Origin of the sequence: Sedimentibacter saalensis, from assembly GCF_007830175.1 — a bacterium.
Lineage (GTDB): Bacteria > Bacillota > Clostridia > Tissierellales > Sedimentibacteraceae > Sedimentibacter > Sedimentibacter saalensis.
This window is the reverse complement of record NZ_VLKH01000009.1, coordinates 89,273-109,084: the sequence shown is the minus strand read 5'-3', so window position 1 is coordinate 109,084 and position 19,812 is coordinate 89,273. Positions and strand designations below refer to the sequence as shown.

Annotated in this window: 21 protein-coding genes; 16 read left to right on the top strand and 5 right to left on the bottom strand. The window is 36.3% G+C overall.

Translation table 11 applies throughout. From position 1 onward, the window contains the following. Positions 1-135: 135 nt before the first annotated feature. A complete protein-coding gene (locus LY60_RS14025; protein ID WP_145085136.1) occupies positions 136-1,737 on the bottom strand; it encodes an amidohydrolase in 1,602 nt (533 codons plus the stop codon). Positions 1,738-1,951: 214 nt separating this feature from the next. Between LY60_RS14025 and LY60_RS14020 the strand changes: the two genes are divergently transcribed. Continuing rightward, entirely contained in the window at positions 1,952-2,536 is a 585-nt protein-coding gene (locus LY60_RS14020; protein WP_145085134.1) for a glutathione peroxidase, read from the top strand. Between the two features lie 212 nt (positions 2,537-2,748). Here LY60_RS14020 and LY60_RS14015 read toward each other — a convergent pair whose 3' ends face one another. Next, a complete protein-coding gene (locus LY60_RS14015) occupies positions 2,749-3,021 on the bottom strand; it encodes a GNAT family N-acetyltransferase (RefSeq protein ID WP_145085131.1) in 273 nt (90 codons plus the stop codon). Between the two features lie 243 nt (positions 3,022-3,264). Here LY60_RS14015 and hcp point away from each other — a divergent pair, with 243 nt between their 5' ends. The 12 genes from hcp to LY60_RS13955 all read left to right on the top strand — a co-directional run bounded on the left by hcp (position 3,265) and on the right by LY60_RS13955 (position 14,148). After that, on the top strand, positions 3,265-4,902 hold the full coding sequence (gene hcp, locus LY60_RS14010) for a hydroxylamine reductase (RefSeq protein ID WP_145085128.1): 1,638 nt from the start codon (positions 3,265-3,267) through the stop codon (positions 4,900-4,902). Between the two features lie 88 nt (positions 4,903-4,990). Continuing rightward, positions 4,991-5,197 (top strand): DUF1858 domain-containing protein, encoded by a 207-nt coding sequence (locus LY60_RS14005; RefSeq protein WP_019229849.1) that lies wholly within the window; start codon positions 4,991-4,993, stop codon positions 5,195-5,197. A 139-nt stretch (positions 5,198-5,336) separates the two neighbouring features. Next, entirely contained in the window at positions 5,337-5,942 is a 606-nt protein-coding gene (locus LY60_RS14000) for a hypothetical protein (RefSeq protein ID WP_145085125.1), read from the top strand. 2 nt (positions 5,943-5,944) lie between these two features. Continuing rightward, positions 5,945-6,502: a hemerythrin domain-containing protein gene (locus LY60_RS13995; RefSeq protein WP_145085122.1), complete on the top strand. Its 558-nt coding sequence runs from the start codon at positions 5,945-5,947 to the stop codon at positions 6,500-6,502. Between the two features lie 53 nt (positions 6,503-6,555). Beyond that, positions 6,556-6,900 (top strand): cupin domain-containing protein, encoded by a 345-nt coding sequence (locus LY60_RS13990; RefSeq protein WP_170226243.1) that lies wholly within the window; start codon positions 6,556-6,558, stop codon positions 6,898-6,900. Positions 6,901-6,960: 60 nt separating this feature from the next. After that, the gene (locus LY60_RS13985) at positions 6,961-8,136 is read left to right on the top strand and encodes an anaerobic nitric oxide reductase flavorubredoxin (RefSeq protein ID WP_145085116.1); all 1,176 of its coding nucleotides are present in this window, start codon (positions 6,961-6,963) and stop codon (positions 8,134-8,136) included. 325 nt (positions 8,137-8,461) lie between these two features. Further along, positions 8,462-9,298, top strand: coding sequence for an adenosylmethionine decarboxylase (gene speD / locus LY60_RS13980; RefSeq protein ID WP_212633492.1), 837 nt, complete (start codon positions 8,462-8,464; stop codon positions 9,296-9,298). Continuing rightward, positions 9,299-10,150 (top strand): polyamine aminopropyltransferase, encoded by an 852-nt coding sequence (speE, locus tag LY60_RS13975; RefSeq protein WP_145085110.1) that lies wholly within the window; start codon positions 9,299-9,301, stop codon positions 10,148-10,150. A gap of 145 nt (positions 10,151-10,295) precedes the next feature. Continuing rightward, a complete protein-coding gene (locus tag LY60_RS13970) occupies positions 10,296-11,210 on the top strand; it encodes a ketopantoate reductase family protein (RefSeq protein ID WP_145085107.1) in 915 nt (304 codons plus the stop codon). Positions 11,211-11,297: 87 nt separating this feature from the next. Continuing rightward, complete coding sequence (gene tatC / locus LY60_RS13965; RefSeq protein ID WP_145085104.1) at positions 11,298-12,056, top strand: twin-arginine translocase subunit TatC; 759 nt, start codon at positions 11,298-11,300, stop codon at positions 12,054-12,056. Positions 12,057-12,147: 91 nt separating this feature from the next. Further along, a complete protein-coding gene (mnmA, locus tag LY60_RS13960; protein ID WP_145085101.1) occupies positions 12,148-13,224 on the top strand; it encodes a tRNA 2-thiouridine(34) synthase MnmA in 1,077 nt (358 codons plus the stop codon). Between the two features lie 87 nt (positions 13,225-13,311). Further along, positions 13,312-14,148, top strand: coding sequence for a pirin family protein (locus tag LY60_RS13955; protein ID WP_145085098.1), 837 nt, complete (start codon positions 13,312-13,314; stop codon positions 14,146-14,148). A gap of 36 nt (positions 14,149-14,184) precedes the next feature. On the opposite strand, the gene rd is transcribed toward LY60_RS13955, so the two are convergent. After that, positions 14,185-14,343, bottom strand: coding sequence for a rubredoxin (gene rd, locus LY60_RS13950; protein ID WP_019229860.1), 159 nt, complete (start codon positions 14,341-14,343; stop codon positions 14,185-14,187). A gap of 184 nt (positions 14,344-14,527) precedes the next feature. On the opposite strand from rd, the gene LY60_RS13945 reads away from it, so the two are divergent. The 3 genes from LY60_RS13945 to LY60_RS13935 are packed head-to-tail and all read left to right on the top strand — an operon-like array spanning position 14,528 to position 17,387. Next, the gene (locus LY60_RS13945) at positions 14,528-15,457 is read left to right on the top strand and encodes an alpha/beta hydrolase (protein WP_145085095.1); all 930 of its coding nucleotides are present in this window, start codon (positions 14,528-14,530) and stop codon (positions 15,455-15,457) included. Then, complete coding sequence (locus LY60_RS13940; protein ID WP_145085092.1) at positions 15,447-16,718, top strand: hypothetical protein; 1,272 nt, start codon at positions 15,447-15,449, stop codon at positions 16,716-16,718. The genes LY60_RS13945 and LY60_RS13940 overlap by 11 nt, the downstream gene beginning before the upstream one ends. 9 nt (positions 16,719-16,727) lie before the next feature. Further along, positions 16,728-17,387 (top strand): DUF6320 domain-containing protein, encoded by a 660-nt coding sequence (locus LY60_RS13935; protein WP_145085089.1) that lies wholly within the window; start codon positions 16,728-16,730, stop codon positions 17,385-17,387. A 107-nt stretch (positions 17,388-17,494) separates the two neighbouring features. Here LY60_RS13935 and asnA read toward each other — a convergent pair whose 3' ends face one another. Both asnA and LY60_RS13925 read right to left on the bottom strand, forming a co-directional pair. Further along, positions 17,495-18,508 (bottom strand): aspartate--ammonia ligase, encoded by a 1,014-nt coding sequence (gene asnA / locus LY60_RS13930; protein WP_145085086.1) that lies wholly within the window; start codon positions 18,506-18,508, stop codon positions 17,495-17,497. A 15-nt stretch (positions 18,509-18,523) separates the two neighbouring features. Next, positions 18,524-19,729, bottom strand: a complete 1,206-nt coding sequence (locus LY60_RS13925; protein ID WP_145085083.1) for an MFS transporter — start codon at positions 19,727-19,729, stop codon at positions 18,524-18,526. Positions 19,730-19,812 lie beyond the last annotated feature (83 nt).

Genomic DNA, 19,812 nt, shown 5'->3' with positions numbered 1-19,812 from the left:
AAATAAAGCATCTGGGATGCTTAGGCTGAAGGCAAAGTCATTAAATGAATTAATTGCCCCGGGCGGACACGAGGTCCGCCCCTACGGTGGTGTCAATATTATGAGCATCTGGGATGCTTTGTTTTTTTCATTTAGCTAGCTTCTTTCAAATACAAATTCTCCGCCTATCATTGTTTTTTCTGCTCTTATATCTTTTATTTCATTGTGATCTACAGTGAAAATGTCTCTGTCTATAACAACCAGGTCGGCAAGAAAGCCTTCCTTGATTCTTCCCTTTGAGAATTCCTTAAATTCATTAAATGCACTGCCAATAGTATATGCATCAACACAATCACAAACGTCCATTTTTTCAACCGGATTAAATCCTCCCTCAGGTTTCAAGTCCATTCCCTGCCTTGTTACTGCGCAGTATATGTTGTTAAATGGATTTAAATCTTCAACAGGGGAGTCTGTTCCGAAACTTATTGCTGCTCCAAGATTTTTAAGCGTGTTAAAGGCATATGATGTGGAGGCCAATTCTTTTCCGACTCTTGATTCAACAACTTTCAAGTCGCAATCCAAAAATATAGGTTGGTACATTACAGGTATGTTAAGATTTGCAATTCTTCTAAGCTGTTCCATGCTTGTAATCTGGCAGTGAACAATGCCGTGGCGAAGTGGATTTTTCAAGCCTTTCATTGTTTTTTCATATGCATTTATGACGCTTTCAACTGCACCGTCTCCTATGGCGTGGGTTACTACCCTTATGTTGTTTTTTGAAGCTAAATCACACAAATTATTGAGTTGTTCATCGCTTAAAGCTGCAACTCCCTTTGTGTCAGGAGCATCAAAGTATGGGTTTATCATCAAAGCTGTTCTTCCACCCAAGGAACCATCCTTGAAAAGCTTTAAAGCACCTCTGGAAAGGTATTTTTCATCATATACACCTGTTTTAAATTCTGTATCCAGATATTTTTCAAAGTCCTCAATTTTCTGAAAATTAAACTGATGACTATACCTGAGTTTCGTTTTTTTATTTTTATAAATGCTGCTGATTAAGTCAAACATAATTTGAAAGTCTGATTCCATTATGTCACAGGATTGAATGGATGTTAGCCCCATGCTTACTGCATAAGACACAGCTTTCAAAAATTCATTTTCTTTGTCTTGAATTTCTTTTTTAGGAATTGCCTCCTTAATTAAACGTGTTGCATTTTCGTTGAACACTCCGTTTGGTTTGCCGTCAGGTCCAAGTTCAACCACTCCTCCGTCAACAAATGTGTTTTCGTCAACTCCAAGAACTTCCAATGCTTTTGTGTTGCCTGATACTATATGGCTGCAAACTCTTTCGAACACAACCGGAATGTCAGTTGAAATTTTATCAAGATCAAAGCGGTTTAAATTTCGTTTTTCTCCTTCTTGAAAATTATCCTGATTCCATCCTCTTCCCTTGAGTGCCTTGAGACCAGGATTTAAACGGATGAAGTTTTTGCCGATACTAATTATTTCATCAATTGATTTTGCAAATGTCAAATTGCATGAAGTCATAGCATCTCCAACAAGTGAAATATGCATGTGGCTGTCGTTTAAACCAGGAATTACAGTCTTGCCATCAAGATCTATTATTTTGTCTGCACTGTTTTTAAGTATATCTTCATGTGAGCCTACTTGTTTAATAATGTCGTCTTCAATCAGCACTGCTTCTTTAAAAACATTTTTTTCAACATAAAACTTTCCGTTTTTCAAAATTGTTTTCAAAATATCATCTCCTTATAGAAATTTTGCATTTATAATAAACACTGCAGAAATCTTCAGTCAAATGTTTCCATATAAATTCAGTATAACAGAAATTTCGTACTGTTTCAACGATGTTGAAGAGGTCGAATCATAAAATATAAATTTGTTGCTTAAGTGTCAAGAAAACGGGTATATAAGAATCATAATAAATGTACTTAAATTTTAGGAGGAATAAATGAAAATATATGATTTTAAAGTAAAAGATGCAGAAGATAAAGAAGTATCTTTATCAGAATATGAAGGAAAAGTATTGCTTGTTGTAAACGGTGCAACAGGATGCGGCTTTACAAAGCAATACGATGGACTGGAAAAGCTATATGGTAAATATAAAAATGACGGTTTCGAAATCCTCGACTTTCCAAGCAATCAGTTTTTAGGTCAGGCACCGGGAACCAATGAAGAAATAGTTGGTTTTTGCAGGTTGAACTTTGGAGTTGATTTCAAACAGTTTTCAAAAATTGAAGTTAATGGCGAAAATCAAGAACCATTGTATAAATATTTGAAGACTGCAGCTGTTGAATATAGAAACAAGGAAACTTTAGATTTTTATGAAAAAGTTGCTCAGTACACACCGGGCATAGCAGATGATGATATCAGATGGAACTTTACAAAATTTTTAATTGACAAGGATGGAGAAGTTGTAGGAAGATTTGCTCCAAACATAACTCCTGAAGAAATCGATGAACATGTTGCAAGATTAATATCCGGCGAGGAAGTTGAAATTGTGTGTCATCCGGATTTCTCACAAGGCTGTCTGTAACAATTAAGAATTAAGAATTAAAAACGAAGGCTTTGTGCATGCACAAAGCCTTTGACTATTGACTAATCCCGAAGGTGTCATCCTGAACGATAGTGAAGGATCTCATCTTTGTTAAAAACATGAGATTCTTCGAGCAAGCTCTCAGAATGACAATGCCAAATACTTTATGTTTTTGTACAAAGCCTTTTTTAATCAAAAATATTAATCGTATCTTATTTTAACAAATCCTCATATTCAGGATGCTTTTCAAACCAGCCCACAGCGTAAGAGCAGGTTGCAACTGCTTTTTTATTTTTGCTTTTAAGTTCCTGAGCCAGTTCCGACAGAAGTTTATCTGCTACGCCCTGTCCTCTCAAAGAGCCATCCACGAATGTATGGTTTATGTCTACAGTGTTATCAGAAGTTTCCGGAAATGTTACTTCCGCAATTGTTTTTCCTTCTTCGTTGTTAAGGAATATTCTGCTTTTTTCATGTTTGAATTCCATAAATACCTCCAATATTCATTTGATTAGTAAATAAAACATACATTAAAACTCTGCGGGTGTCAAGCTTGAATACATTTAATAATTACTAATATGAAGAAAAAAGATTAGCTCAAATAAATCAGGGTATAAAATTATCGGTAAAGGTAAAAATTTTATGTTGGTAACATATGTTACAGAAAAAGTGCTGGTTTTATTTTATGATGTACCTACAAACAAACTAAAAAAATCTGGAGGAATTAAAAAATGGAAAATGCAATGTTTTGTTATCAATGTCAAGAAACTGCCGGATGCACAGGCTGTACAAAAGTCGGAGTATGCGGAAAGAAACCTGAAACAGCAAGAATGCAAGACCTACTTATATATACATCAAAAGGATTATCTGAAGTAACTACAAGATTAAGAAAAGAAGGAAAAGAAATTGAATCAGATGTAGATTTCCTGATTACATTGAACTTGTTTACAACAATCACAAATGCAAACTTTGATGATGATGTATTTTATGACAGAGTAAAAATGACATTAAAAGTTAAAAATGACTTATTAAATAAATTAACAAATAAAGAAAACTTAAGCGAAGCTGCTTTATGGACATCAGAAGATGAAAATGAGTTTGACAAAAAAGCAATGACAGTTGGTGTACTTGCAACTGAAAATGAAGATGTAAGAAGCTTAAGAGAACTCATCACTTACGGATTAAAAGGTATGTCAGCATACGTTAAGCATGCAAATGCTTTAGGATTCAACGATGTTTCAGTAAATGCCTTCATGCAGGAAACTTTGGCTAAACTCCTTGACAATACATTGACAGCTGATGAACTTGTTGCACTTACAATGGAAACAGGAAAATTCGGCGTAAATGGAATGGCACTTTTGGACAAGGCTAACACAACCACATACGGCAACCCTGAAATTACAAAGGTAAACATTGGTGTTGGAACAAACCCTGGAATCCTTGTTTCAGGCCATGACCTTAAAGACCTTGAAGCACTTTTAATTCAGACTGAAGGCACCGGAGTTGATGTTTACACACATTCAGAAATGCTTCCAGCTCACTACTATCCACATTTGAAAAAATACAAACACTTAGTAGGAAACTACGGAAATGCATGGTGGAAACAAAAAGAAGAATTCGAGTCATTCAACGGACCAATTCTTATGACTACAAACTGTATAGTTCCTCCTAAAGACAGCTACAAGGACAGATTGTTCACAACAGGAGCTGCAGGATATCCAGGATGCAAACACTTTGAAGGCTTCTCAGGAGACAAGAAGGATTTCTCAGAAATCATCGAACTTGCAAAGAAATGCCCTGCTCCTACAGAAATTGAAACAGGATCAATAATCGGAGGATTTGCTCACGAACAGGTATTTGCACTGGCTGATAAAGTTATTGATGCAGTTAAATCAGGAGCAATCAAGAAGTTCTTCGTTATGGCAGGATGTGACGGAAGAGCAAAATCAAGAAACTACTACACTGAATTTGCACAGGCACTTCCAAAGGATGCTGTAATATTGACAGCAGGCTGTGCTAAATACAAGTACAACAAGTTAGATTTAGGAGATATCGGTGGAATTCCAAGAGTTCTTGATGCAGGACAATGCAACGACTCATATTCATTGGCATTGATTGCACTTAAACTGAAAGAAGTGTTCGGACTTGACGATGTTAATGAGCTTCCTATAGCTTACAACATTGCATGGTATGAGCAAAAAGCAGTTATAGTTCTTCTTTCACTGTTGTACCTGGGAGTTAAGAACATTCATTTAGGACCTACACTTCCTGCATTCCTTTCACCAAACGTAGCTAAAGTATTGGTTGATACATTCGGAATAGCTGGAATAGGAACTGTTGAAGATGATTTGAAAATATTTTTAGGATAATAAATAAAAATTAAGAATTAAGAGTGATGAGTTAATAATTAATTGTCAAATGGGCAAATTATAATTAATAAACGGAAAAGGAGACTATATGAAAGAAGTTACAAAAGGAATGTATATAGGCGAAGTTCTTCAGATGGACAGAGGACTTGCAGAAATATTGATGAACGCCGGCATGCACTGCCTGGGCTGCCCTTCTTCACAAATGGAAACAATTGAAGAAGCAGCAATGGTTCACGGTTTCAATGTTGATGATTTACTAAATCAGCTGAATAATTACCTTAAATCAGCAGAATAATTATATGTAGGGGATGGTTACTGCCCTCCCGCGGGCGGATACAAGATCCGCCCCTACAATTTACAGAATAGGGTTTGATAATAATCTGAGCATGATTAATTCATGCTCATTATTATAAATAGGAAAAATTGGAGGAAGTATGAGCGCATTTTTAGGGCCAATACACTTTTGGCTGTACAATAAAATTAAAATTCAAAACAACATAGTTGAAGAAATACTGGATTTCTCAGAAGAAAAAGGATTAAATCTTAGAAAAGATCTCTACAGTGAGTTTGGTGACGGGGACTTAAAAGAACTTGATCAGGTTATAGACACATCAAACATTCATGGCTGGCTTCAGGATCAAATCATAAAGGTTGAAAACAAACTGGCGATTTCAGTAACCCAAATAATCAATAAGAATTCAGATTCAATAAAAACATTGAAGGACATTTTCTACAACAACGGAGTGAAAGCTTCTGCACTAAATGAAAATTCATCAGTTGAAGAAGCATTTAAATCAATTAATGACACACTTCTTGACGGAATGCCCTGCGACCATGCATTAGGGGTTATATCGCAGGATGAAAATGAAGCAGTTTGGAAAAGATATGAATGCGTACACAGCAGATTCTGGGAAGCTGCAAAAGGAGACATTGCCGTATATTATTCATTGAGAGATGAATTCATAAAAGGACTGGTTGAAAAAGCAAATTTAAATTATGAGAAAATAGACGAAACAACAAGTAAAATTTCCAGGAGGTAAAAATGAACAGTGTTGAATTAATGGTAAAGGAACATGACAATATACTCAGAATGCTAAAGGTTGTCCGTAAGGCATGCATGAACATCTTAAATGGCGGAGAAATAAATTATGATGATTTCAACAACATGATTGATTTCGTAAGGAAATATGCAGATGCCCATCACCATGGAAAGGAAGAAAAGTTTCTTTTCAAGGAAATGCAGCTTAAACTTGGAAAGCTGGGAGAAAATCTGATCACTCATGGAATGCTGGTTGAGCATGATTACGGAAGACTTTACATGAATGATCTTACAGAAGCACTTCACAGAGTAAAAAACGGAGACGAAGAAAGCAAGCTTGATGTAATAAGCAACGCCATTGGATATGCTTCTCTTCTTACAAGACACATAAACAAAGAAAATGATGCAGTATACAAGTTTGGAGAAAACAATCTTCCTGCAGATGTGATGGAAGAAATAAACAAAAAGTCTGAAGAATTTGAAAATGAAGCAGAAAAACAAGGAATACAGAAACATTATATTGATATGTTAGAAAATCTGGAGAAGAAATACCTGGCTTAAAAAATAATTTCATGTTTATTGCAGATAATAAGAAAAAATATCTGGAGGAAAACATGAATTATAGAAATACGGAAAGCAGCATTGTTTTTAACGACAATCAGTTTACTAAAAAAATAGTATTTGAAGATGAAAATGTATTGAGCTTTGTTCTTAACTTTAAGCCAGGACAGTCACTTCCAAACCACCAGCATGAAAATTCAGATTTGATATTCATAGTTATTCAAGGAAAAGGTGAAGTGCAGGTTGGAGAGGAAGTTCAGAAGATCCAAAAAGGCTCGGCAGTTCTTGCCAAGGGAAAGGAATCCTTTGGAATACCAAGTGTTGAAGAAGACCTATCCATTTTTGTCACATTAACTCCTAAACCAAACAACACAAAATTTGCTCAGGAAATAGGATAAAAATTATGGGAAGAATCTCCTTTTACAGGAGGTTCTTCCTTGAAATTATAAGGAGGAAATATGTTTAAAATAACTGATAAAGTAGACTGGGTCGGAAAAATAGACTGGGAACTTAATCGCTTTCATGGCGATGAATATTCAACACACAAAGGCTCATCATACAATTCATATTTAATAAGAGACGAAAAAACAGTGCTCATAGATACAGTATGGGAACCATATGCAAAAGAGTTTGTTAATAACCTAAAAAAGGAAATTGAGCTGGACAAAATTGATTACATAATAATGAATCATTCAGAAGTTGACCATGCAGGTGCTCTTCTTGAACTCATGAAGGAAATACCCAACACTCCTGTATACTGCACAAAAAACGGAGCAAAAATAATCAAGGGACTCCACCACAAGGATTTTAATTTTGTTGAAGTTAAAACCGGGGACACTCTGGACATAGGAAAAAACAAGCTTGTGTTTGTGGAGGCAAGAATGCTTCACTGGCCTGATTCAATGATGACGTACATGTCTGGTGAAAACATTTTGTTCAGCAACGATGCATTCGGTCAGCACTATGCTTCTGAGCTCATGTACAACAATCTTGTTGATCAGGATGAACTTTATGATGAAGCCATAAAATACTATGCAAATATCCTGACACCTTTTTCTAAGTTTGTAACTGCTAAAATCAATGAAGTGCTTAATATGAAAATCCCTGTGAACATGATTTGCCCCAGCCACGGGATAATATGGAGAGATAATCCTCTGCAGATTGCTGAAAAGTACCTGGAGTGGGCTGATTCATACCAGGAAAATCAAGTTACAATAATTTATGATACCATGTGGAACGCAACCCGCAGAATGGCAGAAGCAATTGCTGAAGGAATAAGAGCAAAGGATCCGTCTGTGAATGTGAAATTGTATAACTGTGCAAAGAGGGATAAAAATGACATAGTTACGGAAATTTTCAAATCGAAAATGATTCTGGTGGGTTCCTCTACAATAAATAATGGTATTTTATCTGCAACGGCAGGTATTCTTGAGATGATTAAAGGCCTCAAGTTTACGGGAAAGAAGGCTGCAGCGTTCGGTTCCTACGGCTGGAGCGGCGAATCAGTGAAAATCATCTATGATGAACTTAAGGAAGCAAAATTTGAAGTGGTTTCTGAAGGAATAAAAGAACTTTGGAACCCGGATTCTGATTCACTTGAAAGATGCAGGGAATTTGGGAAAAACCTAATATAACGTCTTTTCGGACGTCAGACTATTGACAAACCCTGACGCTGTCATCCTGAACGATAGTGAAGGATCTCATCTTTATTGAAAACATGAGATTCTTCGAGCTGCGCTCTCAGAATGACAACGTTCTATATATAATTTGTCATCAAGCTGACGTCCTTTCGGACGTTTTTTTTGCAAATAAAGGATATCCACTATAAAATGTAAGTCAGATTAAATTAGCATAAACAAAAATATTGCTATACTAAAAACAATAGTTTATAATGTAATAATTAATTCTAAAGAATATTATTCTTTGGAATATTTTAGGTAAATTGAAAAAAGAAAGGTAGTGGTGTTAGGGTTGGAAAAAAAGCTGGCATTGTATGGCTTTAATAATCTTACTAAATCTCTTAGCTTTAACATTTACGATGTTTGCTATGCCAAAAGCGAGAGAGAACAAAAGGAGTATATAGAATATATTGATGAGCAATATAATTCTGAAAGGCTTACGAAAATATTGTGCAATGTAACGGATGTTATAGGAGCACACATTCTGAATATTTCCAAGCAGGACTATGATCCTCAAGGCGCTTCGGTTAATATTCTGATTGCGGAAGGAGCATTGACCCCGGAAGAAATAGATGAATCATGTAATCAAGGTATCATCGGAGAAAAGAAGAAATTGGAGCATGAAACAATACATGCCCATTTGGACAAAAGTCATGTAACCGTTCATTCTTACCCGGAGCATCATCCTGAAAATGCCATATCAACATTCCGAGTTGACATAGATGTTTCTACGTGCGGGCAGATTTCACCTCTTAATGCATTGGATTATCTTATTGACAGTTTTGATTCTGATATAATCACAATAGATTACCGTGTCAGAGGTTTTACAAGAGATGTTTCAGGCAAAAAGTTTTTCATAGACCACGATATAAAATCTATTCAGGATTATATTGACAAGGAAACTTTGAAAAAGTATGACGCCATAGATATAAATGTGTTTCAGTCAAATACATTTCATACAAAGATGCTCATAAAGGACATTGATTTGCAGAACTATCTTTTTAACAAGGATGTCAATGAGCTTGCTCCTAAGAAAAGGCTTGAAATTTCAGACAGCTTGAGGAAAGAAATGATTGAAATTTTCAGCGGAATGAATATTTTTCAGGAGGATAAATAAATGGAATTATGGTTTACAGAAGAGCACACTAAAGATGTAAGATTCACCATCAGGGTGGACGAACAGATTGAAAGCGTGCAGAGCGATTTTCAAAAAATTGATGTTTTCCAAACTCCGGAGTTTGGGAAAGTGCTGGTTATAGACGGATATATTATGCTCACTGAAAAGGATGAGTTCGTATATCATGAAATGATAACACATGTACCCATGTCCGTTAATCCAAACATTAAAAAAATTCTTGTAATCGGAGCAGGAGACGGAGGAACAGTAAGGGAACTCACACGCTACAATACGGTTGAAAGAATAGACATGGTTGAAATCGACAAAATGGTTGTTGATGTGTGTGTGGACCATATTCCACAAACAGCATGTAAATTGAGCCATGAAAAAGTCAATTTATATTTCGAGGATGGTTTGAAGTTTGTAAAGACCAAAGAAAATGAATATGACCTGATAATAGTAGATTCAACAGATCCTGTTGGCCCGGGAATGGAACTTTTTACGGTTGATTTTTACGAAAATTGTTTCAAGGCTCTGAAAGAAGATGGAATTCTTGTGAATCAGCATGAAAGCCCATACTATGCAAGGGAAGCAGCGGCAATGCAGCGTGCTCACGAAAAAATCAAGAAGGTGTTCCCTGTGGCTAAAGTATACCAGGCACATATTCCTACTTATGGCTCAGGTCACTGGCTGTTTGGGTTTGCTTCAAAGAAGTACGACCCCATAAACCATATGGATGAAGAAGCATGGAACAAGCTCCTTATAAAAACAAAGTACTACAACAGTGCTCTTCACAAAGGAGCATTTGCACTTCCAAACTACGTGCTTGAAATGCTTGAACAAAATATATAGCTATCTAGCAGCGAACTTTCATTATTGAAAGATTCGCTGCTTTAATATTTATAGAGAAAGTTAAATTTTTAATTAACCTTAAAACGATTGCCATATGTTGCTAATTTGATTATAATATATTAAATATCAGCAAAGGGAGTTTAATATGAAGATTGAAAATGTTGCTTTAATAGGAATGGGAGCCGTAGGAACTGTATACGGCAATATACTTAACAATCACTTCGGCAATAATTTTGCCGTTATATCTGATGCTTCACGAAAAGAAAGACTGCTTAAACAAGGGTTCACCTTAAACGGAAAAACATTTCACACAAATGTGCTGTCAAAGGGAGATCTTGATGTAAAATTTGATCTTTTAATATTCTGCGTAAAAAATTATCAGCTTGAGGAAGCCATAGAAGATGTTAGAAGTTTTATTGATGACAACACTATTTTAATTACATTTTTAAACGGCGTGACTGCAAGAACCAGAATTCATTCAGCATATCCAAACAACAAGGTTCTCTATGGACTGTCCATGAAAATTGATGCCCAAAGAGTTGAAAATGGAGTTGTAAACACAGAAGACGGTGAAATTCATTTCGGTGAGGCCGACAATACAGTATTGTCTCCTGAAGTGAAGGCAGTGCAGGAATGCTTCAACGATTCCGGAATTAAAAACATTGTATTTCCGGACATGATCAGAATGATATGGAAAAAGTTCATGCTGAATGTCGGAGTAAACCAGGTAACGGCTGTTACGAAAGCCCCTTACGGCAAAGTGACAAAAATAGGTACAAACCTTACTCTTTTCCGGGAAGCCATGACGGAGGTTCTATTAATAGCCAAAGCTTCAAATATTGACCTTCGGGAAGAAGACATAGAAGACTTTGTAACATTAATGAATAATTTTTCTCCTTCAGGAAGGACATCCATGCTACAGGATGTGGAAGCAAGACGCAAGACTGAAGTTGATTATTTCGCAGGCACAGTTATTGAACTTGGGAAAAAACTTAACATTCCAACACCGGTCAATCATGTTTTGTACTGCATAATTAAGTCGCTGGAAGAATTATACTAATAATTAAAATGATATTTTGTTGACAAACATAGACTATAAAGGTAAAATATATTTTATGCAAATACAAGCTTAACTTGAAGGTAAATTATGATAAGAAGAAAAGAAAAAGTAGAAGATGTAAAAAATTTAACACTGGTCGAACATCTGACTGAACTGAGAAAAAGGCTTGTTTATTCAAGCATAGTGCTATTGGTTGCTATTTTGGGATGCTATAATTTTTCTGAGTTTGTAGTCAAGGATATAATAGGAATAGTTCCAGAAATCCAATTTGTCTTTATAGCACCTGCAGAGCTTCTGATGTCCTATGTGAAAATAGCTGTAATAGGCGGATTTGTCATAGCTGCACCATTTTTGATTCTTCAGTTATGGATGTTTATAAGCCCGGGGCTTAAGAAGAACGAAAAAAGAACTATTGCCGTTTCGTTGTTTGTAGGCGGAATATTTTTTATAGTCGGAATTGTTTTTTCCTACATGGTAGTTATGCCTATAATGCTCAGATTCTTCATGGGATTCCAGATTGATGAGATACAGGAAATGATAAGCTTTGAAAATTATCTGAGTTTCGTTATAAGAACATTGTTGTCCTTTGGACTGATATTTGAGCTTCCAATAATAATGGTAATTTTGACAAAATTCAGAATAGTTAAAGTTGAGTTCCTTAAGGCTAACAGAAAATACTTCATTCTTGCCATATTTGTAGTAGCTGCAATATTAACGCCGCCTGATGTAATAACACAGACGCTGTTGGCAGCTCCAATGCTTCTTTTGTTTGAAGTTGGAATAATTCTCTCCACATTGATAGAAAAGACAAATAAGAAGAAGGCAGAAGACAAAGAGGAAGATTAACAATTGACATTAAAAACATACAGCTATATAATGTAATAAAGAACTTTTAAACAGGACAGAAATGTCCTGTTTTTTAGAATAGGAGATATTAATGAATAAAAAAGTAATGGTTGCCATGAGCGGCGGGGTTGACAGCTCAGTTGCCGCAGTACTTTTGAGGGACCAGGGTTACGACATATGCGGTGCTACGTTAAAACTCTTTTCAAATGAAGATGTAGAAACCTCATGCAGAACAAGAACTTGCTGCTCCTTAGAGGATGTGGAGGATGCAAGAAGGGTATGCTACAAGATTGGTATAGAGCATTTTGTTTTCAACTTCGGAGAAAAATTCAAGGAAGAAGTTATGCATAAGTTTGCTCATAGCTATGAAATGGGAAACACGCCTAATCCGTGCATAGACTGCAATAGATATATAAAGTTTTCAAAACTTATCCAAAGAGCAATTTTAATGGAAAAAGATTATATAGCAACTGGTCATTACGCACAAATTGAACTGGACAAAGGAAGCGGAAGATATTTGCTTAAAAAAGCCGTTGATGCTTCAAAGGACCAAAGCTACGTCCTTTACGTTCTTTCTCAGCATGATTTGTCCAGGACGCTTCTGCCTCTTGGAGGAATGTACAAAACAGACGTTCGAAAAATTGCAGAAGAAAGAGATCTCATAAACGCAAGGAAGCCTGACAGCCAGGACATATGCTTTGTTAAAGACGGAGATTATGCCGGATTTCTTGAAAATATAATGGGTGTTGAATCCCCACGTGGAAACTTCGTTGACATGGAAGGTAAGGTTATTGGACAGCATCAGGGCATCATCCATTACACCGTTGGACAAAGAAAGGGTCTTGGGGTTGCTTTCGGAAAACCTGCTTATGTAGTAAGCAAAAACAAGAATATGAACACTGTTACCATTGGAGACGAAAAAGACTTGTATTCAAACAGGTTGACGGCTTCAGACATTAACATGATTGCTGTAGAAAAACTCACTGCACCAATGAAGGCAATGGTGAAGACAAGGTACAGCCAAATGGAAACTGAGGCTACTCTTCATCCTGTTGATGATGATAAAATACTTGTGGAGTTCAAAGATAAGCAAAGAGCAATAACTCCCGGACAGGCAGCTGTTTTTTATGATGGAGACATTGTAATAGGCGGCGGAACAATAATTTAACAATCAACAGCATGCATAGCATGCTGTTTTTGTTTATCTGCACAGTAATTGGGTATCATTTATAAAAATGAAAAATTTGGAGGCGACATGATAAGAGAGATTAAAAAGACCGTTGAAGGAGCCAGGGCTGTCGATGGTGCAGGAGTAAGATTGGTAAGGGTAATAGGACATAAGGACGTTGAGGATTTTGATCCGTTTTTGATGCTTGATGCGTTTGATTCAACAAATCCGGAGGATTACATCAAAGGATTTCCGTGGCATCCGCACAGAGGAATTGAGACTATAACATATCTTATAAATGGAGATATAGAACATGGTGACAGCCTTGGGAACAAAGGGAGCATAAAGGACGGATGTTGTCAATGGATGACTGCAGGAAGAGGAATAATGCATCAGGAAATGCCACAGGCATCAGACAGAATGCTTGGCACTCAGCTATGGCTTAATCTTCCTGCAAAGGATAAAATGACGGAACCTGCTTACTGTGATATTACAAATGACATGGTGCCGGTTGTTCATGAAAACAATGCAGAAATAAGGGTGATTTCAGGTGATTATAAGGAAAATACCAGCACTGTATTTGGCAATTATGTAAAAATGCTTTATCTGGATGTTTCTTTGAAACCAAATGCTGTATGGAACTTGAAGATTGACAGTGATAATACTTTGTTTGTTTATATAGTCGAGGGTGAAGGCTTTTTCGGCACATCAGAAGAACTTGTTAAAAGCAGGAGAGCATTGTTGTTTGGTGAAGGTGATGAGTTTAAAGTAAAGGCTTCTGACAGTGAAATAAGATTTTTCCTGCATGCAGCAAAGCCTCTAAAAGAACCTGTAGCATGGGGAGGACCCATTGTAATGAACACAAGAGAACAGCTTAATCAAGCTTTCAAGGAGCTTGAAGAAGGAACATTCATAACACATTAATAAAGATGGCTTACGCCATCTTTATAAACAAATATTTTATTCTGGTGAAAACATATCTTTGCCTACACCGCACAATGGGCAAACCCAATCATCCGGCAAAGCATCAAATGATGTTCCAGGAGCGATTCCGTTGTCTGGATCTCCTTCGGCTGGATCATAAACATAACCACAAGCGTCGCATACGTATTTTTGCATAGTTTCCTCCTAAATTATATTTTGTTCACTTATTATTTTAATATATTATAAACAAAAGTCAACCAAAAAAGGAAATGATTTTCTCCATGTAAGCAATGAGACTACTTTATCAAATTTTAAAAGAAATGTAGACACCTATTATTTTTATATATATAATGATGTAAAATAATAATATGAGGTAATTATGGCAATAAATAAGGTTGTAAGAGCTGCCCTTAAGGCATTGTCCTACAAAGACATAGATGTTAAAAAAAATTATGAGCTTCAAAGGAATTTTGTAAATATTACTCACAGGCACTACCTTAAGCCGTTCTTCAAGACATGGGACTGTGAGGTTGATTCTGAAAATCACAGCATACCTGTGAGAATTTTTTCTCCTGAAAAGGAAGGAGATTATCCCATGCTTCTTTTTTTCCATGGAGGAGGATGGGTTACAGGAAACATAGATTCTTACAGCAAAGTGTGCGCCAACATGGCAAGAATAACAAATCACAACGTCGTTTCAGTGGATTACAGGCTTGCTCCTGAACATCCGTTTCCTGCAGGGCTGGAAGACTGTTATCAGGCAGCGAAAGCCTTTATAACTAAGGAAGAAAACAATTTTAAAGAAATCACCATAATAGGAGACAGCGCAGGAGGCAACTTAGCTGCTGCATTGTCCCTCATGGCCAGGGAAAGGAAGGAATTCAGCATTAAAAAGCAGATATTGATATATCCTTCCACTTACAACAATCACAGTGAAACATCACCATTTCAGTCTGTTCATTTAAATGGAACTGATTACCTTCTCACATCCAAAAGAGTATGTGATTACATGGAATTATATAAATCAAATGACAGCGATTATTCAAATCCTTATTTTGCTCCACTACTTGCAGATGATTTATCAGATCAGCCTGAAACGCTTATAATAACGGCTGAATTTTGCCCTCTCAGAGATGAAGGAGAGGAATACGGAAGGAAACTTCGAGCTGCCGGAAATAAAGTTGAAATATTCCGAATCAAGGATGCCCTCCACGGATTTTTTGCTCTTCCTCCCAGCTTTCCGCAGGTGAAGATTTGCTATGAAATAATAAACCGCTTTTTAGATGAGGTGAGTAACGTTGAAGAATAAAAGAGTATCAGAATGGAGCAAGCTGGACAATGCTGCAAAAATATTTCCCCCAAACAGCAAAAACAGCGATACAAAGGTGTTCAGATTTGCATGCGAACTGTATGAAAATGTTGACAAAAATGCACTTCAGAGCGCCCTTGACATTACAATTGAAACATTTCCTCTTTACAAGTCCATAATAAAAAGCGGCTTGTTCTGGTATTATTTTGAAAAAAGCCACTTCAAGGCAGTTGTAACTGAGGAAAATCTTCCTCCGTGCTCGACATTGTACGATAAAAACAACAAGACGCTTCTTTTCAGGGTTATGTACTTTAAAAAACGCATAAGCTTTGAGGTATATCACGCATTGTCTGACGGTGCCGGTGCGCTGCAGTTTTTCAAAACTCTTGTTTTTCATTACATAACCATAAAGCACGAAGGCCAATTTAAGGAACATGTTCCTGTATTGTTGAGCGATGCTTCCAGAACACAGAAAATGGACGACAGCTTTCAAAAATATTATTCCAAGACAAGTACATCTAATGGCAAAAAAAGTCAGAAGGCTTTTAGAATAAGGGGGTTGAAGCTGCCTGAATACAGAATACGAATTATAGAAGGTGTTATTCCTGTTGATTCAATACTTGCAAAGGTAAAGGAATACAACACATCTCTTACCATATTTTTAGCTGCAATATTAATGATTGCAATTAACGATGAAATCCCTGCAAGACTAAAGAAAAGACCTGTTGTTCTAAGCATACCGGTAAACCTGAGAAATTATTATTATTCCCAGACAGCCAGAAATTTCTTCGGGGTAATAAATGTTGATTATAATTTTTCGGGAGGGGGCAACGAAATAGAGGAAGTTATAGAAGCTTTAAAAAACAGTTTCAGGGAAAACCTGACTCCGGAACACCTTGGAAGAAGGATAAACTCTTTGGCTTCTCTTGAACACAATTATTTATTGAGGGCCATCCCTTTGTCAGTAAAGGACTTTTTTCTTAAAATTGCAAACAGCTTTGTTGACAGAAGCTATACTTCAACATTGTCAAATGTGGGAAAGGTAAACATGCCCGATGAAATAAAACCATTCATTTCATCCTTTGATATTTTTGTAAGCACAAACAAGCTTCAGGCTTGTGTATGCTCCTACGAAAACATATTGAGAATAAGTTTTACTTCTGCTTTCGTTAGTACGGAAATTCAAAGGCGTTTTTTTAAAACACTTACTGACATGGGTATACCCGTTGACATAGCATCCAACAAAGTTGATGAAGAATAGGAGTGCTTTATGAAATATTGTAATAACTGTAAAGTAAATGTAGTGGGAAATCGAAAATATTGCCCTCTTTGTCAGGAAGCAATAAAGGGAGACCCCACTGATGAAGTATTTCCAACCATATCGTTTGTATACAGAGAACATGGGTTGTTCTTTAAAATAATGCTGCTTGCTTCAATAGTAATAGCCACAGTGTCTGTAGCATTTAATATTCTTTTTCCTCAAAGGGGAGCATGGTCATTGTTCGTGCTGGGCGGCCTGGGGTCAGTATGGGCCAGCCTGATTACAGCCATAAACAAAAGAAACAACATTCCGAAGAACCTTGTATACCAGGTAATGATTATTTCTGTAATAACAATTCTGTGGGATTTGATAACGGGATGGAGAGGATGGTCCATAACATATGTTATTCCACTTGCATGTGTGTTTGCCATAATATCCATGGCGATCATATCAAAGGTCAGAAATCTTCACGTTGAAGATTACATCCTTTACATAATAATAGACGGATTGTTCGGAATAATTCCGGTTATATTCATACTGATGGGGCTGGTAAAATCATTGTTTCCTTCGCTGTTGTGCATAGTGACAAGCATAATTTCATTATCTACAATACTCATATTCGAGGAACAAAAATTGCGCGCTGAAATAAAAAGACGCCTACATATGTAGGTAATTAAGAATTAAAAATTAAGAGTTAAAAATGATTGAAGGCATTGTGCTTAAGCACAATGCCTTTCCTTTAATTCTTAATTCTTCACTCTTAATTCTTCATTTCTTTACAAAAGGTGTATTTCATTTTTCTTGCACAGCTCTATCATGTTTTCAGGCCATACAGATGACTGAACTTCACCTATGTGGGCCTTCTGAAGGAAGAACATGCATATTCTTGACTGTCCGATGCCGCCGCCGATGGTAAAAGGAACTCTCTCATTGATGACATCCTGATGGAACGGAAATTTAGACTTGTGCATTTGATTTCTTTCTTCAAGCTGAGAAAGAAGTGCGTCCTTGTCAACTCTTATACCCATTGATGAAAGCTCAAGTGCAATGTCGAGAGTTGAAAAATAAAACAATATGTCGCCGTTTAATGACCAGTCGTCATAGTCGGCTGCACGGCCGTCATGTATTTTTCCGTCAGACAGTTTTTTTCCAACTTCCATTAAAAATACAGCTTTCTTTTCTTTTGTAATCAGGTATTCTCTTTCCTTTGGAGTTTTGTCCGGATAAAGGTCAAGAAGTTCCTGGGTAGTTATAAAATGAATTTCTGAAGGAAGTTCATTCCTCAGGAACGGATACAAACTTTCTAGGTATTTTTCTGTAGATCTGAAAACATTGTAAATCTGGGTAACAACATACTTGAGTGTATCTTTGCTGCGATCAGTTTTCTTTATGATTTTTTCCCAGTCCCATTGGTCAACATAAATAGAATGGATATTATCCAAATCTTCATCACGTCTGATGGCATTCATGTCTGTGTAAAGCCCTGTATATGTGTCAAAGCGGTAGCTTCCCAGAGCATTTCTTTTCCATTTTGCAAGAGACTGTACAATTTCAACATCATACTTTGTATCAAGCATATCGAAGCGAACTGCTCTTTCAATGCCGTTCAGGTCATCGTTAAGTCCTGATTCAGGTCGCACCATAAGTGGTGCTGATACTCTTATGAGTGACAGGTTTTTTGAAAGTTCGCCTTCAAAAAAATCTTTTATTTTTTTGATTGCAATTTGAGTTTCCAGCAGTGAAAGTTTACTGGTGTAGTTTTCTGGAATTATAAGGTTTTCTAAAGACATATTTCCTCCGATTTTCTATACATAATTTTCATTTTTAACTTTTTTGTTTATTAATATGAGCATTGTCAAACATCCTATCATAGAAACAGGTGCGACGTAAAATGCAGCGTATGTTCCAAGCAAATCATTTAAATATCCTGTCAGATTAAATATGATGACATATAAAATGTTGCTTAATGTCACTGAATAACCAATGGCAAGAGATGATTTCTGTTTAAATATGGAATTGATTATGACCATCATTGTTGGGAATGTTATTGAAATAAAAAATCCTGACATGGCGATGAGCATAATTCCTTCACTTTTTAATTTAAGACCTGCCAAAATACACACGGCACCTGCAAGCAAAAACATCTGCAGCCCCTTTGAATCTCCTATTTTATTCACTATGAACCCGCCTAAAAGCCTTCCCATAGCAAACATCAGAAAAAATATTGAAGCATATTTTGCTGCTGCTGCAGGATCAAGACTGTAAGAGCTTCTTATGTAGCTTATAAACCATGTATTGATAACAGCTTCTGTCACCAGTCCAAATGTTATGGCAAACATGAACATGTATATCAATGGCTCCTTGTACATTTTGTTCTTCATTGGTGAATCTTCGCTTTTTATTACCTTGATGCTTGGTGTTTTTACAATCAAACTTAATATTACCGATACAACATAGAATATCCCCAGGAACAGATATATTCTCCTCCATTCCACTCCTTGTGTAAGAAAGTTTCCATAGGCATTTTGTCCTGCAAAACTTCCAAGACCGTATGTAAAATGGGTTATGTTCATCAATATGGATTCAAATCCTATTGACAAAACAGGAACCATGGAGTCTACTCCCACGGATATGGCTGAACGCCCGATTCCGAATATGAAATTGAAAAGTCCAAGCATAAATATGTTTGAAGTAAAAGGTGCAATTAATACACCGATGGTTGATAAGACCGAACCTGCTATGTACACAAATTTATGTCCGAATTTTTCACAAAAATATCCTCCAAGAAAACTTCCTATTACACACCCCACTGTGTTCAGAGAAAGCACAAGGCTTAATTCAGCATTGGTTATTTTGAATTCTTCAAGAAAAAACGGAACAAAGTTTCCTTTGGAACTTTCAAAAAGAGCCATGATGAAGTACAAATAAAATAATGTGAATATGAGAAATATATTTTTTCTTTTGATTTTTTCCCACCCCCTGAAGTCAGCTATAATAATGTATACTATCACAAATAAAATGCTTAGTAAAGCAAAATAAGTTGACTTATGAGCAGATGAAATATAAAATTGTAATAGTCTTAAGGGGAGTGATT

Bases quoted from the DNA above. Each gene is read 5' to 3' on its own strand.
- LY60_RS14020 (WP_145085134.1), top strand. From the start codon at position 1,952: ATGAAAATATATGATTTTAAAGTAAAAGATGCAGAAGATAAAGAAGTA.
- LY60_RS14015 (WP_145085131.1), bottom strand. From the start codon at position 3,021: ATGGAATTCAAACATGAAAAAAGCAGAATATTCCTTAACAACGAAGAA.
- hcp (WP_145085128.1), top strand. From the start codon at position 3,265: ATGGAAAATGCAATGTTTTGTTATCAATGTCAAGAAACTGCCGGATGC.
- LY60_RS14005 (WP_019229849.1), top strand. From the start codon at position 4,991: ATGAAAGAAGTTACAAAAGGAATGTATATAGGCGAAGTTCTTCAGATG.
- LY60_RS14000 (WP_145085125.1), top strand. From the start codon at position 5,337: ATGAGCGCATTTTTAGGGCCAATACACTTTTGGCTGTACAATAAAATT.
- LY60_RS13995 (WP_145085122.1), top strand. From the start codon at position 5,945: ATGAACAGTGTTGAATTAATGGTAAAGGAACATGACAATATACTCAGA.
- LY60_RS13990 (WP_170226243.1), top strand. From the start codon at position 6,556: ATGAATTATAGAAATACGGAAAGCAGCATTGTTTTTAACGACAATCAG.
- LY60_RS13985 (WP_145085116.1), top strand. From the start codon at position 6,961: ATGTTTAAAATAACTGATAAAGTAGACTGGGTCGGAAAAATAGACTGG.
- speE (WP_145085110.1), top strand. From the start codon at position 9,299: ATGGAATTATGGTTTACAGAAGAGCACACTAAAGATGTAAGATTCACC.
- LY60_RS13970 (WP_145085107.1), top strand. From the start codon at position 10,296: ATGAAGATTGAAAATGTTGCTTTAATAGGAATGGGAGCCGTAGGAACT.
- tatC (WP_145085104.1), top strand. From the start codon at position 11,298: ATGATAAGAAGAAAAGAAAAAGTAGAAGATGTAAAAAATTTAACACTG.
- mnmA (WP_145085101.1), top strand. From the start codon at position 12,148: ATGAATAAAAAAGTAATGGTTGCCATGAGCGGCGGGGTTGACAGCTCA.
- LY60_RS13955 (WP_145085098.1), top strand. From the start codon at position 13,312: ATGATAAGAGAGATTAAAAAGACCGTTGAAGGAGCCAGGGCTGTCGAT.
- rd (WP_019229860.1), bottom strand. From the start codon at position 14,343: ATGCAAAAATACGTATGCGACGCTTGTGGTTATGTTTATGATCCAGCC.
- LY60_RS13945 (WP_145085095.1), top strand. From the start codon at position 14,528: ATGGCAATAAATAAGGTTGTAAGAGCTGCCCTTAAGGCATTGTCCTAC.
- LY60_RS13935 (WP_145085089.1), top strand. From the start codon at position 16,728: ATGAAATATTGTAATAACTGTAAAGTAAATGTAGTGGGAAATCGAAAA.
- asnA (WP_145085086.1), bottom strand. From the start codon at position 18,508: ATGTCTTTAGAAAACCTTATAATTCCAGAAAACTACACCAGTAAACTT.